This is a genomic window from Mesorhizobium sp. B1-1-1 (assembly GCF_006442955.1).
GTDB lineage: Bacteria > Pseudomonadota > Alphaproteobacteria > Rhizobiales > Rhizobiaceae > Mesorhizobium.
Map to the genome: position 1 here is coordinate 260325 of NZ_VFWW01000003.1, position 13465 is coordinate 273789.

Here is a 13465-nt window from a genome sequence, read left to right on the forward strand (position 1 = left end):
CACGACGGCCGGCAGTGCTGGCAGTCACCTGCCTGCCGGTCCGTCCAGTTCAACCCTCACCCCAACAACGTCCGCTGCCGCTTGTTGCCGCCGGCCTTGCGCCAGGCATTGAAGCGATGGGTGGCGGCGGCAAAGGAAATCTTCATCTGCTGGGAGACCGAATAGCGCGACTTGCCTTCGTCGAACATGCGGTAGCAGCACTCAACGCCTTCCTCGGTCAGCTTGCCGTCGAGGGTCTTGTTGTGTGGGTTGGCGGGATCGAACTTCTCGATCTGCTGCTCGACCAGACCTTTCAGGCGCTGCAGATCGGCCTCGATGCTGGCTATGAGGTCGAGGACGGGTTTCGGGTCGAAGTGATGGGCGTGCGGCTTTGCAGTCATCGGCGGCTTCCTCGGTTGTTGGCTTGAGTTCCGTCATATAAGTGAACATTTGCCGATAATGAAGGGCCGGCGCCGAATGGCTGCTTCAACAAATCTTGACTGCCGCCCAGACGCACGATTGACCGATGCGGCAGCAAACTTTAGTTTAGAACAATTCTAAACTAGGGTGATTTCCTCATGCTTTCCCGTGTTTTCGGCTTCGGCCGCCGCTCCTTCGATTCGCTCTCCGAACAGGAGATCCTGGCGCTTGCCATCTCGTCGGAAGAAGACGACGGTCGCATCTATCGCGCCTATGCGGATGGGCTGGCGGAGGATTTTCCGCAATCGGCCAAGATGTTCGAGGACATGGCCGAGGAGGAGGACGGTCATCGCGACGCGCTGATCGAGCTTTTCCGCAGGCGTTTCGGGGAGCGCATTCCGCTGATCCGGCGCGAGCATGTGAAGGGCTATTACGAGCGCAAGCCCGACTGGCTGGTCAAGCCGCTCGGCATCGAGCAGGTACGCCGCCAGGCCGAGGCGATGGAGCGGCAGGCCTATCTGTTCTATGTCGAGGCGGCCAGGCGCACCACCGATGCCTCGACCAGAAAGCTGCTCGACGAACTGGCGGCGGCGGAACAGAGCCATGAGAGCATGGCGCAGCGGCTGGAGCAGCAGCACGTGCCGGGCACCGTGAAGGTCGAGGAGGCGACGGCCGAGCAGCGCCAGTTCATCCTCACCTATGTGCAGCCGGGACTGGCCGGACTGATGGACGGCTCGGTATCGACGCTGGCGCCGATCTTCGCCGCCGCCTTTGCCACGCATGACACGTGGCAGACGCTTCTCGTCGGCCTCGCCGCCTCGATCGGCGCCGGCATCTCGATGGGCTTCACCGAGGTCGCCTCCGACGACGGCAAGCTGTCGGGTCGGGGTTCGCCGGTCAAGCGCGGCCTGACCGTGGGCATCATGACGACGCTCGGCGGCCTCGGCCATGCGCTGCCCTACCTGATCCCGCATTTCTGGACGGCGACAGCGGTTGCCGCCGTGGTGGTGTTCTTCGAACTCTGGGCCATCGCCTTCGTCCAGAACCGCTACATGCAGACACCCTTCCTGCGCGCCGCCTTCCAGGTGGTGCTCGGCGGCGCGCTGGTGTTCGCGGCGGGCGTGCTGATCGGGAACGCATAGGGTTCATCCTTCTCCCCTTGTGGAGAAGGATGAACCTGCCGATTAGCCGTTCACGGCCCGGCTATCCACCGGCGCCTGTTGCCTTTCACTCAAGCCATAATCGCGCACGACGTGCGCGATGCGCAGGCGGTAGTCGGCAAAGATGCCGCCGCGCCCGGCCTGCTGCGCCTGCCGGTGTTCTTGCGTGTTGCGCCAGGCCTTCACCGCATCCTCGTCGCGCCAGAACGATAGTGACAGGATGCGGTCCGGATTGGCGAGGCTCTGGAAGCGCTCGACCGAGATGAAGCCATCGATGCCTTCAAGCAGCGGCCGCAACTGGGCGGCGATGCCCAGATAGGCGTCGCGCCTGCCCGCGGCCGGCTCGACCTCGAAGATGACGGCGATCACGGCAGCACCAGCTTCGCGTGCGGGCCGGACGCCAGTTTCAGGAACATGCGGTCCTCCTTGAGGATGAATTTTTCACGGCGGGCGAATTCGTAGTTTGCCTTGCCGGCCGGGTCGGCGGCAAGCCGGGCCCTATAGGCTTCATAGGCAGCCAGGCTTTCTATGTTGTAGGCCGCATAGGCGGTCGTGGCCGAGCCTTCATGCGGCGCGTAGTAGCCGATCAGGTCGGCGCCGCAGCGCGGAATGGCCTGGCCCCAGTTGCGGGCATATTCCTCGAACGCGGCCTTGCCGAACGGATCGATCTCGTAGCGGATGAAGCAGGTGATGGTCATTTCGGTCTCCCTGAGTTGACGCACAGATAATTCGATCTCTGTCGAAACGTCGCCCACGCCGGTGTGCTAAGCAGTTTCCTGTCAGGAGCATCGTCAGCGCTCCTTGAGCTCAGCGAAGGATAGTGATTATCTGGCGAGAATGCTTCGATAGGGATGAAACTATGCGCGAAGGACCCGACATTGCCCGCATCGCCAGCCTGATCGGCGACCCGGCCCGCGCCAACATGCTCAACGCACTGATGGGCGGCACGGCGCTGACGGCAAGCGAACTGGCGCTCGAGGCCGGCGTATCGATGCCGACCGCCTCCTCGCATCTGTCGAAACTGATGGAAGGCGGGCTGCTGACCGTGGCAAGCCAGGGCCGGCATCGCTATTACGGGCTCGCCGGGCCGCAGGTGGCTGAAATGATCGAAGCCATCGCCGGCGTCGCCGAAACCATCGGTCCCAGGCGCGTGCGGCCGGGCCCGCGCGACGGGGCGATGCGCGTGGCGCGCGTCTGCTACGATCATCTTGCCGGCGAGCAGGCGGTGGCGATGCTCGACCGCCTCATCGACCGGAGGCTGCTGCTGCGAGACCGCGGCGAAATCCGCTTGGCGCCTTCGGCCGCCTCGCATTTCGCGGCGATGGGCATCGATGTGGAGGCAAAGGCCCGGCGGCCGGTGTGCCGCGCCTGCCTCGACTGGAGCGTACGGCGCTCGCATCTCGCCGGCACGCTGGGCGCCGCCATCCTCGACAAGATCCTCACCGAGAAATGGGCGCGCCGGGAGAAGGACAGCCGCGCCGTGATTTTTTCGCCGCCCGGCAAACAGGCGTTCGAGAAGGTGTTTTTGGCTTGAGCTATCGGCGCTGTTGCCAGCATCGATTCGCCGGCGGGACAGGCGCGAAGGATCGCCGCGCTGCAAATGCGGGCAGGATTACCCCCGCTTCAACACCTTCCCCTTCTTGAAGAAATCCTTCCACGGATCGGCTTCCGCGAGTTGCTTCAGCGTCGTCTTGTCGCCGATGGGGAATGCGTTCGGCGGCAGGCCGGCTTCGATCTCGGCCCAGGTCACCGGCATCGACACCGTGGCACCCTTCTTGGCCCGCGACGAGTAGGGCGCCACCGTGGTCGCGCCGCTGCCATTGCGCAGATAGTCGACGAATATCTTGCCGGTGCGCGCCTTCTTGGACAGCGTCGCGGTGTAGCGGTCGGGCGCGCCCTGTTCCAGCGCGCGCGCGAAATCATGGGCGAAGCCTTTCACCTCCTCCCAGTTGGCCGACGGCTTCAGCGGCACGACGACATGAAAGCCCTTGCCACCCGACGTCTTGACGAAATTGGGCAGCGACAGCTCGTCAAGCTTGCCTCTTATGTCGAGTGCCGCCGCCCGCACCGCCTTCACGTCGACGCCTTCATCGGGGTCGAGATCGAAGACGATCTGGTCGGGACGTTCGAGCTCGTCGATGGTGCAACCCCAGATGTGGATCTCGACCACGCCGAGCTGGACAAGTGCCGCGATGCCGTCGAAGTCACGGATGAACAGGATTTCCTCGCCATCCGTGGGATCCCTCGTCTTCTCGATCTTGTCATGCATGCCGGGCGAGGCATGCTTCTGGAAGAAGCGCTGGCCGCCGACACCATCAGGGGCCCTGACCAGGCTGAGCGGGCGGTTGACCACGAATTGTTTCATGCGCGGCCACACCAGCGCGTAATGATCGAGCAGCCCCTGCTTGGATATTTTTTCGTCGGGCCACAGCAGCTTTTCTGGGTGGGACAGCTTCACCGTGGTGGTTGCCGCCCTTGCCGGCGTTGCGCCGCCTGACGCCGGCTTGGCCCGGGCCGTGCTTTTGCCTGTCGGTGCCTTCGGCTTTTCCTGCACGACTTCCTCCGCCGGCTTGTCTTCGCGCAGCCCCTGGAACGAGGCGTGGCGTACTATACGGTCGGAGGTCCAACTGCGGAACTCCACTTCGCCGACAAGCTCCGGCTTCACCCAGACCAGGCCCTTGCCCCTCGGCACGGCCTTGTCGAAGGGCGACGACTTCGTTTGCAGCGCATCGAGCTTCTTCTTCAGGGCATTGGCGCCGCCGGTCGAGAAGCCGGTGCCGACGCGGCCGGCATAGTGCAGCTTGCCGGCCTCGAAATAGCCAAGCAGCAGCGAACGCAGCCCGCGCCCGGTCTTGTCGGACGGCAGGTAGCCGGCGATGACGAACTCCTGTCGCAGCGTGCATTTCGACTTCACCCAGGACGGCCCGCGCCCGCTGCGGTAGACCGCGTCGGCGCGCTTGGAGACGACGCCTTCCAGTCCCATGCGACAGGCATGCTCGAGCATCACCTTGCCGGGCTCGGCGAAATGGTCGCTGAAGCGGACCGCCGAATCCTCCGGCTGGCTGGCCAGCAATTCCTGCAAGGCCTGCTTGCGCTCGACCAGCGGCTCGCGGCGCAGGTCCCGCCCATTCAGCCGCATCAGGTCGAAGACGTAGTAGATGAAGCGATCCGTGCGCTTCGCCGACAGGTCGGCCTGCAAAAGCGCGAAGGAAGAGACGCCGCTGTCGGCCAGCACGACGATCTCGCCGTCGATGATGGCGTCGCTGCATTTCAATCCGGCGAGCTCGGCGACGATCGCGTCGCCGAATTTCTTCGTCCAGTCGAGGCCGGTGCGGGTGAGCAGCCGCACGTCCGTGCCGGCGATCTGCGTCTGCATGCGATAGCCGTCGAACTTCACCTCATGCAGCCAGTCCTCGCCCGGCGGCGCTTCCCGCTCGAGCGTGGCCAGTTGCGGCTCGATGAAGTCGAGGCGCTTTGCGTGTCCGGCCTTGGCTTGGGCGGCGGCCGGTTTGTTGGAGTGCCAGACCTTCGCCTTCTCCCCTTTCGCGGCCTTGCCCGCCCCGACCTCCTCGATCGTCAGGCCCGACTTCACCGATTTCGGCGCTTCCTCCAGAATATCCTCGCCTGGCCGGGCCGCGCCATCGTCGGACTTGATCAGCAGCCAGTTGTCACGCTTCTCTCCGGGGCGCGGTCTCAGCCGCACCAGGTGCCAGCGGCCGTGCAGCTTGTGGCCGTTGAGCTCGAAGTTGATATGGCCCTTCTTCATCGCCTTGGCCGGATCGCCCTCGGGCACCCATGTGCCCTCGTCCCAGACGATGACCGAGCCGGCGCCATATTCGCCCTTGGGAATGGTGCCCTCGAACGGCGCATAGTCGATCGGATGGTCCTCGACATGCACGGCGAGCCGTTTCTCGTGCGGATCGAGGCTGGGCCCGCGCGTCACCGCCCAGCTCCACAGCACACCGGCATGTTCGAGGCGCAGGTCGTAATGCAGCCTGGTCGCGGCGTGCTTGTGGATGACGAAGATGCCGCCTGCCTCGCTCTTCTTGCCGCGGGCGACCTTGCCGGGGGGTTCGGCGGTTTTCCTGAAATCGCGCTTGGCGTGATATTGTTCGAGGCTAGCCATCCCTTGATGTCCTCACGCCGATTTGCGCTTGGGCGCGGCTTCTTTCGGCTTGCCGCGTTTGACCGCCGGTTTGGCTTTCGCGGAGGCCTTGCCGCGGCGTTCGCCCGATCCGCCGTCCGACGAAAGGCTCTTCTTCAGAGCGTCGAAAAGATTGACGACGTTGGACGGCTTGGGCGCCGCTTTGGCCTTCGGCGCCTTGCGGCCCGCCTTCTTGGCGCGGATCAGTTCGAGCAGCGCATCCTCATACTTGTCCTCGAATTTCGAGGGATCGAACTTCGCCTTCTTCTTGTCGATGATGAGCTCGGCCAGATCGGTCATCTCCTGATCCGTCTTTACCGATTCGATGTCGCCGAAGACGGTGTCCGGCTGGCGCACCGTGTTGTCGTATCGCAACGTCGTCAGCACCATGCCCTTGCCGAGCGGTTCGATGACCACGGGACGTTCGCGCCGATAGAGCACGATGCGCGCCAGACCCGCCATCTTCTTGCCGGCCATCGCGTCCCGGATGACGGCGAAAGCGTCCTGCGAGACCTTGTCGGCCGGCGCGACGTAATAGGGCGTATCGAGATAGATCTGCTCGATGGAGGATTTGTCGACAAAGCCGTCGAGGCTCATCGTGTGCGAGGACTCGATCTGGATGGCCTCGATCTCGTCCTCTTCGATGTGGATGAACTTGCCATCGTCGTCCTCGTAGCCCTTTATCTCGTCGCCATCCTCAAGCGGCTTGCCGGTTTCGGCGTCGACATAGATCCGCTTCACCGTGTTGCCGGTCTCGCGGTTGAGGATGCGAAAAGAGACCTTCTCGGCATGGGTGACGACATTGGTCAGTTCGATGGCGCAGGTGACCAGCGAAAGCTTCAGATAGCCTCTCCAGGCGGGACGCGGCGCCATGATGATTTCCTGTAGAGAAGGACCTGGCTGGAACGGACGACGACCCCAACGGTTCCAATCCGGTCGAGCCAAGGCCGGCGCGATTGCCACCGGCCCCGGCTCTTTCAGCCCCTATTCGGCGGCCTGCAGGTTGATCTTGCTTTCCGCTATTTCGGTCAGCTTGCGATCCGCCGCCTGCTCTTCCTTGAGGTTCTTGGCCAGCACGTTGGCGCAGTCGCTGCGGCCAAGCTGCTTGGCCCAGGCGATCAAGGTGCCATAGCGGGTCATCTCATAGTGCTCGACCGCTTGCGCCGAGGCGATCAGCGCCGCGTCCAGCACCTCCTTGTCGTCGACGTCGCCGCTGACGTCGTCGGCTTCCTCGAGGATGCCGTCTATGGCCGGGCAGTTGACCTCCTTGGCCTTGACGCCGTGCAGTTCGAACACCTGCTCGACGCGCTCGACATGGCCCCTGGTCTGCTCGAGATGTTTCTCGAAGCCGGCCTTCAGCTGCGGATCCGTCGCCTTGTCGATCATCTTCGGCAATGCCTTCTCGATCTGCTTTTCGGCATAATAGATGTCGCGCAGCGTGTGCACGAAGAGGTCGTCCAGGGTTTTGATGTCCTTCGAAAAGAAGCCCATGATTGCGGCCCTTCCTTTGCTCTTGCGGTTGCGGGTTAGCGTGGGGCCGCAGGTCGGCGGCCCCATGGGCCGGCCATGCCGGCTCGAGGAATCAACGTCTCGTCCCAAGCCGGGTTCCGGACTTGCGGCGGCGAGCAAGGAAAATTCTCCCGCCAGGGCGAAAGCTGAAACGCAACCGCACCCAGGCGACATCCAAACGAAACATATGTGATGCAAAAGTCACACACGCCGAAATGGCGACAAAAGGCGTGGAAAGACCCCGAATCAGCCGCATTCCGGCCATGAAGCGACGGGTTTTCGACCAGAAATTAACATCGCGTTCACCGACTATTCACGCCTCGACGCTATGATTTCCGCAATTCGGAAGGGACACCCGAAAGTCGGGACAGGGACAGGTAAAATGAACTTCCTCACGCACCTCATCGGCTATGCCGCAGCCATCCGCGAATTCGTCGCGCCGACCTATCGGCCCGAGCGCTACTACATGCGCGGGCCGGGCCCGGCCTGCGCTCGTCGCGGCACCTCGCTGGGCGCGCACTGACCATGACTTTCGAGAGCCGACACAACAGCCGCATCTGCAGGCCTGACGCCGAGTCGCGCGCCACCACCTATCGCGCCGAGCGCCCGACCTTCGCCGATCGGCGGCGTGCGACATCGCCGCGGCTTTGAGACCGCCTTCGCCGGCTTAATGTCTCAGGACACGAGCCGCCGAGGCCCGCGTAAGCGACCTTCTCCAGCCCAGTCGGCCCCAGTCCAGTCGGGCCCAGTCCAGTCGGGCCCAGTCCAAGCCGTCCTTCTGAATACCCTTCGATGCAAGCCATCCGCTGACCGTCTTCGACGGCGCTGGCTCCAGCCGGGATGATCGTGCGCTACCGCGGCAGGCTCGTGCCGTCCGGAGCACACGGCTCCAGCACGATCGTGCCGCCGGCCACCTTGCCGAGTTCTCGGCAACCCTGATCTGTGCACAGTGTCCAACCATCACCGGTCGCGCCGGAGGCGGCGAGCATAAGGCTTCGCTGCGGCCCGACCTTCGGAGCATAGGCCCACCAGCCGTCTCGCAGCACCGCGCCCTCCGGTGGTTCCATGCCGGCGCCCGAGCCCTTTATGCGCGCCTCGGTGACTTGCAGGCCGGAAGGCATCACCTTCCAGTGTTCCTCCCAGCGCGTGCGCTCCACCGAGTGCGTCCAGGAGAGGGTGAAGGCGGCGGCCGCCAGCGTCACCGTCTTGCCGGCGGCAAGGATACACAGGCTCATGCTTGGGCCGTCGCCCGCCGCGCGCGCCAGAAATGCCAGCCGATCCAGGCAAACGACAATGCCCAGCCTGTCTCGTCGGTGAGCGGGATCGCCGCGACCAGCAGCACGCCGGCACAGAAGGCGATGAGCCGTTCCCACCACGCCATGCGCCTGGCAAGGAAGCCGACGGCGGCGGCGCCCCACAGCACGATGCCCATGCACGCCTTGACGACGATGTAGGCGACCTCGACGGGGTAGCCGAACTGGGCGGCGACCGGGCCTGGATCCTGCAGCATGAGCGCCGGCGTGTAGACGGCCATGAACGGCACGACGAAACCGGCAATGGCAAGCTTGGTCGCCTGGATGCCGATCTTGAGGCCGCTTTCCCTGGCCATCGGGGCGGCCGCGAAGGCGGCCAGCGCCACCGGCGGCGTGAGATCGGCCATGATGCCGAAGTAGAAGACGAACATGTGGCTGACCACCAGCGGCACGCCGAGCGACAGCAGCGCGGGGCCGGCCAGCGAGGAGGTGATGATGTAGTTGGGAATGGTCGGGATGCCCATGCCAAGCACCAGGCAGGTGAGCATGGTCAGCACCAGCGACAGGAACAGATTGTCCTGGCCGATGGAGATGATCCAGCCGATGAAGGTGGAGGCGATGCCGGTGAGCGTCAGCGTGCCGATGACGATGCCGACGATGGCGCAGGCGATGCCGACCGGCAGCGCGTTCTTGGCCCCTTCGGCGAGTGAATCCACGCAGATCCGCAGCGTTTCGCGCCCGCCCTTGAAGGCGAAGCAGGCGACGACGAGAGCGGCGATGACGAGGCCGAGTATGTTGACGCCGAAGCGCATGAACGAGGCGGCAGCAAGCCCGAGCGCCAGCCAGAAGACGACGCGGAAGGCGAGCGGTCCGATCAGAGCCGCCAGCGGCGTGCCGAGGATGAGCACGATGGTCAGCGCCAGGCCCATCGTGCCGGCGAAGATCGGTGTGTAGCCGGCAAACAGGAGATAGATGAGGGCCGCCAGCGGCAGCACCAGCGGCCAGTGCTGGCGCACGGCGTCCCAGGGATTGGGCAGTTCGGCCTTGGCCATGCCGTGCAGGCCGGCCTTGCCGGCTTCCAGATGCACCTGCCAGAAACAGGCGCCGAAATAGAGCAGCGCCGGGATGATCGCCGCCTTGACCACTTCAGCATAGGGGATGTTCAGCGTCTCGGCCATGATGAAGGCGACCGCGCCCATCACCGGCGGCATGATCTGGCCGCCCATCGAGGAGGTCGCCTCGACGGCACCGGCGAAAGCCGAGCGGAAGCCGAAGCGCTTCATCAACGGGATGGTGAACTGGCCGCTGGCCACGACATTGGCAACGCCGGAGCCGGAGATGGTGCCCATCAGCGCCGAGGACAAAACGCAGACCTGCGCCGGGCCGCCGCGCCACGAGCCGACCAGGCCGAGCGCGAAATCGTTGAACAGCGCGATCATGCCGGCGCGTTCGAGGAAGGCGGCGAAGACCACGAAGATGAAAATATAGGCGGCCGAGACATAGACCGGCGTGCCGTATATGCCTTCGGTGCCATAGGCGAAAGTGTCGACGAGCTGGGCGAAATCGTAACCGCGATGGATGAAGGGCGGCGGCAGATGGTTGCCGACGAAACAATAGGCGAGAAAGATGAAAGCGATGATCGCCAGCGGCAGTCCCATCAACCGCCGGGCCGCCTCGAAGACCAGCACCACCAGCACCGCGCCGACGACAAGATCCGGCGTGGTGAGGAAACCGGAGCGGCGGATGAGGTCGGTGTAGAACACCCAATTGTAGAGACCGGTGCCGAAGCCGAGCACGCCGAACGCCCAGAACACGGCCTTGGCCGGCAGGCTTCGGGCGCGCAGGTTGGCGATCAGGCCAAAGCCGAGCAGCAGCAGGAAACCGACATGCATGGCCCGCACCACCTGGCTCGGGATGCTGCCATAGGCGGCGACGTAGATCTGGAACACGGAAAAGGCGACGGCGATGAGGAAGGCAGCCTTGCCGGCGATGCCGTCGCCAAAGCCCGGCGGCAAGCCTTCGACCTGCTCTTCGGCGACGGGGAGATGGAAGGTGGAGGATTTGCCGTCGGCTGCTTCGCTCATCCGACGCACTCCAAAATGAGCGAATGACAGTGCGAAGACATCTCAGATAGTCCTCGCCTACTTCAGCAGCCCCTTCTCCTTGTAATAGCGTTCCGCGCCCGGATGCAGCGGCACCGGCATGCCGTCGAGCGCCTTGGCAGGGTCGATCGCCTTGGCGGCGGCGTGGGCGGCGGCGAGCTGGTCGAGATGCTCGAACAGCAGCTTGGTCATCTGGTAGGCCGTCTCGTCGGAGACATCGGCGCGGGTGACGAGGAAATTGCCGACGGCCGCGGTCGCGACGTCCTCGGCCTGGCCCTCATAGGTGCCCTTGGGGATAACCACCGACAGATAGGGGGCGCCGATCTTGGCGACATCCTCGGCCGGTACCGCGACGACATTGATCGGCACCGAGGTGGCGAGGTCGCGGATCGAGGCGACCCCAAGCCCGGCCGACTGCAGCGTGGCATCGAGCTGGCGGTTCTTGATCAGCTCGACCGATTCGGCGAAGGGCAGGTATTCGACCCGGCCGAGATCCTCGTATTTCAGCCCGGCGGCGGCAAAGATGGCACGCGCGTTGAGCTCGGTGCCGGAGGCCGGCGCGCCGACCGACAGGCTCTTGCCCTTGAGGTCGGCCAGGGTCTTGATGCCGGATTCCTGGCTGGCGACGATCTGGATGTAGTTGGGGTAGATGGCGGCGATGCCGCGCAATTTGTCGAGCTTGCCGGGGAAGCCGGCTTCGGCATTGCCTTCGGCGGCCATCTTGACGGAATCGCCGAGCGCGAAGGCGATCTCGCCCTTGCCCTGCTGCAGCAGGTTGAGGTTCTCGACCGAAGCCTTGGTGGCCTGCACCTGGGTGCGGGCGCCTGTGATGCCCTTGCTGTAGATTTCCGACAGCGCCACGCCGAGCGGGTAGTAGACGCCCGACGTGCCGCCGGTCAGCACGTTGATGAATTCCTGTGCCCTGGCCGAGGCAATGCCGAGCCCAAGCGAAAGCGCCATTGCGCCGGCTGCAACGAACTTCGTTCTGAAATGGAACATCCGGTTTCCTCCCTGAAAATATTGGCTGCCGCACCACCTCCTCGATGCGAACCGGCCGAGTTTAGACGGCGGGCCGCAAATGCCAACCCGCAATTGCATTCATTAGACGAACGGTTGAATGGATGCGGAAACAGCTCCGGCTTGCGCGGGACGCGACCGTGGCCGAAAGATTTTTTCCGGCACCTGTCGAAATCGGCCCTTGCCGCGCGACATATGTCCGGCTCGCAAGGACGCGGCCTACGAAACCACGGGAGAAGACCCATGCGATACATGCTTTTGATCAACAACGACGAAGCCGCACTGGCGAACACGCCGATCGAGAAGGCTCAACAGATGAGCGCGGCCTATGGCGCCTATACCGAAGCGTTGAAGAAATCCGGCGCGTGGCTGGCCGGAGAAAGGCTGCGCCCGACTCAGGCAACCACCTCGGTGCGGATCACCGACGGCAAGACCAACGTGATCGACGGCCCCTATGCCGACACCAAGGAGCAGCTTGCCGGCTTCTACATGATCGAAGCGGCCGACATCGATACCGCCATCGAATGGGCGGCGCGCTGCCCGGCGGCCAGCACAGGCACGGTCGAGTTGCGGCCGATTTGGGAAATGGCCGAATACATGCCCAAGAAATGACGATGTGATGGACAGCAGCTCGCAGATTGCCCGGGCAGCCGCCGAGGCCGCCGCCCGGCAAAGCTACGGCAAGCTGGTCGCCTGGCTCGCGGCGCCCACGCGCGACGTGGCCGCCGCCGAGGACGCGCTGGCCGACGCCTTTGCCGCGGCGCTCGAACGCTGGCCGCGAACCGGCGTGCCCGAAAAGCCGGAGGCCTGGCTGCTTGCCGTGGCAAGGCGGCGGCGTGTCGACGCGGTGCGGCGGCGGCTCACCAGCGAAGCCGGCCGCGACCATCTCAAGCTGATTGCCGAGGAGGCGGAGGCGTGCATGACCGACCAGGACCTGCCCGACGAACGGCTGCGGCTGATGTTCGCCTGCGCGCATCCGGCGATCGAACCTGGCGTCCGCGCGCCGCTGATCCTGCAGGCCGTGCTTGGTTTCGACGCCGCGACGATCGCCTCCGCCTTCCTGGTCCCGCCGGCGACAATGGGCCAGCGCCTGGTGCGGGCCAAGGCCCGCATCCGTGAAGCCGGCATTCCGTTCCGCGTACCGGAGCGAGCCGAACTCGGCGAGCGCCTGGATACCGTGCTGGAGGCCATATACGCGACCTTCGCCGAGGGCTGGTCCGACCCGGCGGGCACAGAGACGCGGCGCCGGAACCTGGCCACCGAAGGGATCTGGCTCGGGAGGCTGGTGGCCTCGCTGCTGCCGGACGAACCGGAGGCGCTGGGCCTGCTTGCGCTGATGCTGTTCGCCGAGGCGCGCCGTACCGCGCGCCGCGATGGGTCCGGAGATTATGTGCCGCTCGCCGAGCAGGATCATGCGCTTTGGGATCATGCCTTGATCGACGAGGCGGAAACCCTGCTCGGCCGCGCCGCCTCCATGGGCGCCATCGGCCGCTACCAGCTCGAAGCGGCCGTGCAGTCCGTTCACGCGGCGCGGCGGCTGAGCGGCGAGACCGACTGGGTGGCGATCCGCGAATTCTACGACGCGTTGCTTTCGATCGCACGATCGCCCGTGGTGGCGATCAACCGCGCGGTGGCGATCGCCGAAGCCGAGGGCGCCGTGGCGGGGCTGGCGGCGCTGTACGTGCTTGGCGACGACAAGCGGCTCAATGATTACCAGCCCTATTGGGCCGCGCGCGCCGGCCTTCTGGCCAGGCTCGGCCAGGTGCCGCAGGCGGTCGAAGCCTATGACCGTGCGATCGGCCTCGAAAGCGATCCGGCGGTACGCCGCTTCCTGCAGGGAAAACGCGCGACGCTCAGGCATTGAAATGCCTGAGCGCGGTG

General features: G+C 64.9%; 14 protein-coding genes. 5 read left to right on the forward strand and 9 right to left on the reverse strand.

The genetic code is table 11. From position 1 onward, the window contains the following. Positions 1-56: 56 nt before the first annotated feature. Positions 57-380 carry a hypothetical protein gene (locus FJ986_RS06855; protein ID WP_140491777.1) on the reverse strand — a complete coding sequence of 108 codons (324 nt, stop codon included), beginning with the start codon at positions 378-380 and terminating at the stop codon, positions 57-59. A gap of 177 nt (positions 381-557) precedes the next feature. On the opposite strand from FJ986_RS06855, the gene mbfA reads away from it, so the two are divergent. After that, positions 558-1541 (forward strand): iron exporter MbfA, encoded by a 984-nt coding sequence (mbfA, locus tag FJ986_RS06860; RefSeq protein WP_140491779.1) that lies wholly within the window; start codon positions 558-560, stop codon positions 1539-1541. Positions 1542-1583: 42 nt separating this feature from the next. On the opposite strand, the gene FJ986_RS06865 is transcribed toward mbfA, so the two are convergent. Then, positions 1584-1928: an antibiotic biosynthesis monooxygenase gene (locus FJ986_RS06865; RefSeq protein ID WP_140524410.1), complete on the reverse strand. Its 345-nt coding sequence runs from the start codon at positions 1926-1928 to the stop codon at positions 1584-1586. After that, positions 1925-2257 carry an NIPSNAP family protein gene (locus FJ986_RS06870; protein WP_140491782.1) on the reverse strand — a complete coding sequence of 111 codons (333 nt, stop codon included), beginning with the start codon at positions 2255-2257 and terminating at the stop codon, positions 1925-1927. Before FJ986_RS06870 ends, FJ986_RS06865 begins: the two co-directional genes overlap by 4 nt. Before the next feature lie 161 nt (positions 2258-2418). Here FJ986_RS06870 and FJ986_RS06875 point away from each other — a divergent pair, with 161 nt between their 5' ends. Next, complete coding sequence (locus tag FJ986_RS06875; RefSeq protein ID WP_140514139.1) at positions 2419-3093, forward strand: winged helix-turn-helix domain-containing protein; 675 nt, start codon at positions 2419-2421, stop codon at positions 3091-3093. 78 nt (positions 3094-3171) lie between these two features. Here the strand turns inward: FJ986_RS06875 and ligD are convergent, their stop codons facing one another. The 3 genes from ligD to FJ986_RS06890 form a co-directional block, all read right to left on the reverse strand. Next, positions 3172-5685, reverse strand: a complete 2514-nt coding sequence (gene ligD, locus FJ986_RS06880) for a DNA ligase D (RefSeq protein ID WP_140673805.1) — start codon at positions 5683-5685, stop codon at positions 3172-3174. Between the two features lie 12 nt (positions 5686-5697). Then, entirely contained in the window at positions 5698-6576 is an 879-nt protein-coding gene (locus FJ986_RS06885; protein ID WP_140514137.1) for a Ku protein, read from the reverse strand. Between the two features lie 111 nt (positions 6577-6687). Beyond that, complete coding sequence (locus tag FJ986_RS06890; protein ID WP_140673807.1) at positions 6688-7194, reverse strand: ferritin-like domain-containing protein; 507 nt, start codon at positions 7192-7194, stop codon at positions 6688-6690. A 400-nt stretch (positions 7195-7594) separates the two neighbouring features. On the opposite strand from FJ986_RS06890, the gene FJ986_RS06895 reads away from it, so the two are divergent. After that, positions 7595-7735: a hypothetical protein gene (locus FJ986_RS06895; RefSeq protein ID WP_013892047.1), complete on the forward strand. Its 141-nt coding sequence runs from the start codon at positions 7595-7597 to the stop codon at positions 7733-7735. Between the two features lie 328 nt (positions 7736-8063). Here the strand turns inward: FJ986_RS06895 and FJ986_RS06900 are convergent, their stop codons facing one another. Genes FJ986_RS06900 through FJ986_RS06910 form a run of 3 tightly spaced genes read right to left on the reverse strand, consistent with a single transcriptional unit; the run spans position 8064 to position 11566 of the window. Beyond that, positions 8064-8447 carry a DUF1850 domain-containing protein gene (locus FJ986_RS06900; RefSeq protein ID WP_140563825.1) on the reverse strand — a complete coding sequence of 128 codons (384 nt, stop codon included), beginning with the start codon at positions 8445-8447 and terminating at the stop codon, positions 8064-8066. Further along, positions 8444-10549, reverse strand: a complete 2106-nt coding sequence (locus FJ986_RS06905; RefSeq protein ID WP_140673809.1) for a TRAP transporter permease — start codon at positions 10547-10549, stop codon at positions 8444-8446. The genes FJ986_RS06900 and FJ986_RS06905 overlap by 4 nt, the downstream gene beginning before the upstream one ends. Positions 10550-10606: 57 nt before the next feature. Then, positions 10607-11566 carry a TAXI family TRAP transporter solute-binding subunit gene (locus FJ986_RS06910; RefSeq protein WP_140673811.1) on the reverse strand — a complete coding sequence of 320 codons (960 nt, stop codon included), beginning with the start codon at positions 11564-11566 and terminating at the stop codon, positions 10607-10609. 261 nt (positions 11567-11827) lie between these two features. Between FJ986_RS06910 and FJ986_RS06915 the strand changes: the two genes are divergently transcribed. Continuing rightward, positions 11828-12196: a YciI family protein gene (locus FJ986_RS06915; RefSeq protein ID WP_140491798.1), complete on the forward strand. Its 369-nt coding sequence runs from the start codon at positions 11828-11830 to the stop codon at positions 12194-12196. Between the two features lie 7 nt (positions 12197-12203). Further along, positions 12204-13448: an RNA polymerase sigma factor gene (locus tag FJ986_RS06920; protein ID WP_140673813.1), complete on the forward strand. Its 1245-nt coding sequence runs from the start codon at positions 12204-12206 to the stop codon at positions 13446-13448. Positions 13449-13465 lie beyond the last annotated feature (17 nt).

Bases quoted from the DNA above. Each gene is read 5' to 3' on its own strand.
- FJ986_RS06855 (WP_140491777.1), bottom strand. From the start codon at position 380: ATGACTGCAAAGCCGCACGCCCATCACTTCGACCCGAAACCCGTCCTC.
- mbfA (WP_140491779.1), top strand. From the start codon at position 558: ATGCTTTCCCGTGTTTTCGGCTTCGGCCGCCGCTCCTTCGATTCGCTC.
- FJ986_RS06870 (WP_140491782.1), bottom strand. From the start codon at position 2,257: ATGACCATCACCTGCTTCATCCGCTACGAGATCGATCCGTTCGGCAAG.
- FJ986_RS06875 (WP_140514139.1), top strand. From the start codon at position 2,419: ATGCGCGAAGGACCCGACATTGCCCGCATCGCCAGCCTGATCGGCGAC.
- ligD (WP_140673805.1), bottom strand. From the start codon at position 5,685: ATGGCTAGCCTCGAACAATATCACGCCAAGCGCGATTTCAGGAAAACC.
- FJ986_RS06885 (WP_140514137.1), bottom strand. From the start codon at position 6,576: ATGGCGCCGCGTCCCGCCTGGAGAGGCTATCTGAAGCTTTCGCTGGTC.
- FJ986_RS06890 (WP_140673807.1), bottom strand. From the start codon at position 7,194: ATGGGCTTCTTTTCGAAGGACATCAAAACCCTGGACGACCTCTTCGTG.
- FJ986_RS06895 (WP_013892047.1), top strand. From the start codon at position 7,595: ATGAACTTCCTCACGCACCTCATCGGCTATGCCGCAGCCATCCGCGAA.
- FJ986_RS06900 (WP_140563825.1), bottom strand. From the start codon at position 8,447: ATGAGCCTGTGTATCCTTGCCGCCGGCAAGACGGTGACGCTGGCGGCC.
- FJ986_RS06905 (WP_140673809.1), bottom strand. From the start codon at position 10,549: ATGAGCGAAGCAGCCGACGGCAAATCCTCCACCTTCCATCTCCCCGTC.
- FJ986_RS06910 (WP_140673811.1), bottom strand. From the start codon at position 11,566: ATGTTCCATTTCAGAACGAAGTTCGTTGCAGCCGGCGCAATGGCGCTT.
- FJ986_RS06915 (WP_140491798.1), top strand. From the start codon at position 11,828: ATGCGATACATGCTTTTGATCAACAACGACGAAGCCGCACTGGCGAAC.
- FJ986_RS06920 (WP_140673813.1), top strand. From the start codon at position 12,204: ATGGACAGCAGCTCGCAGATTGCCCGGGCAGCCGCCGAGGCCGCCGCC.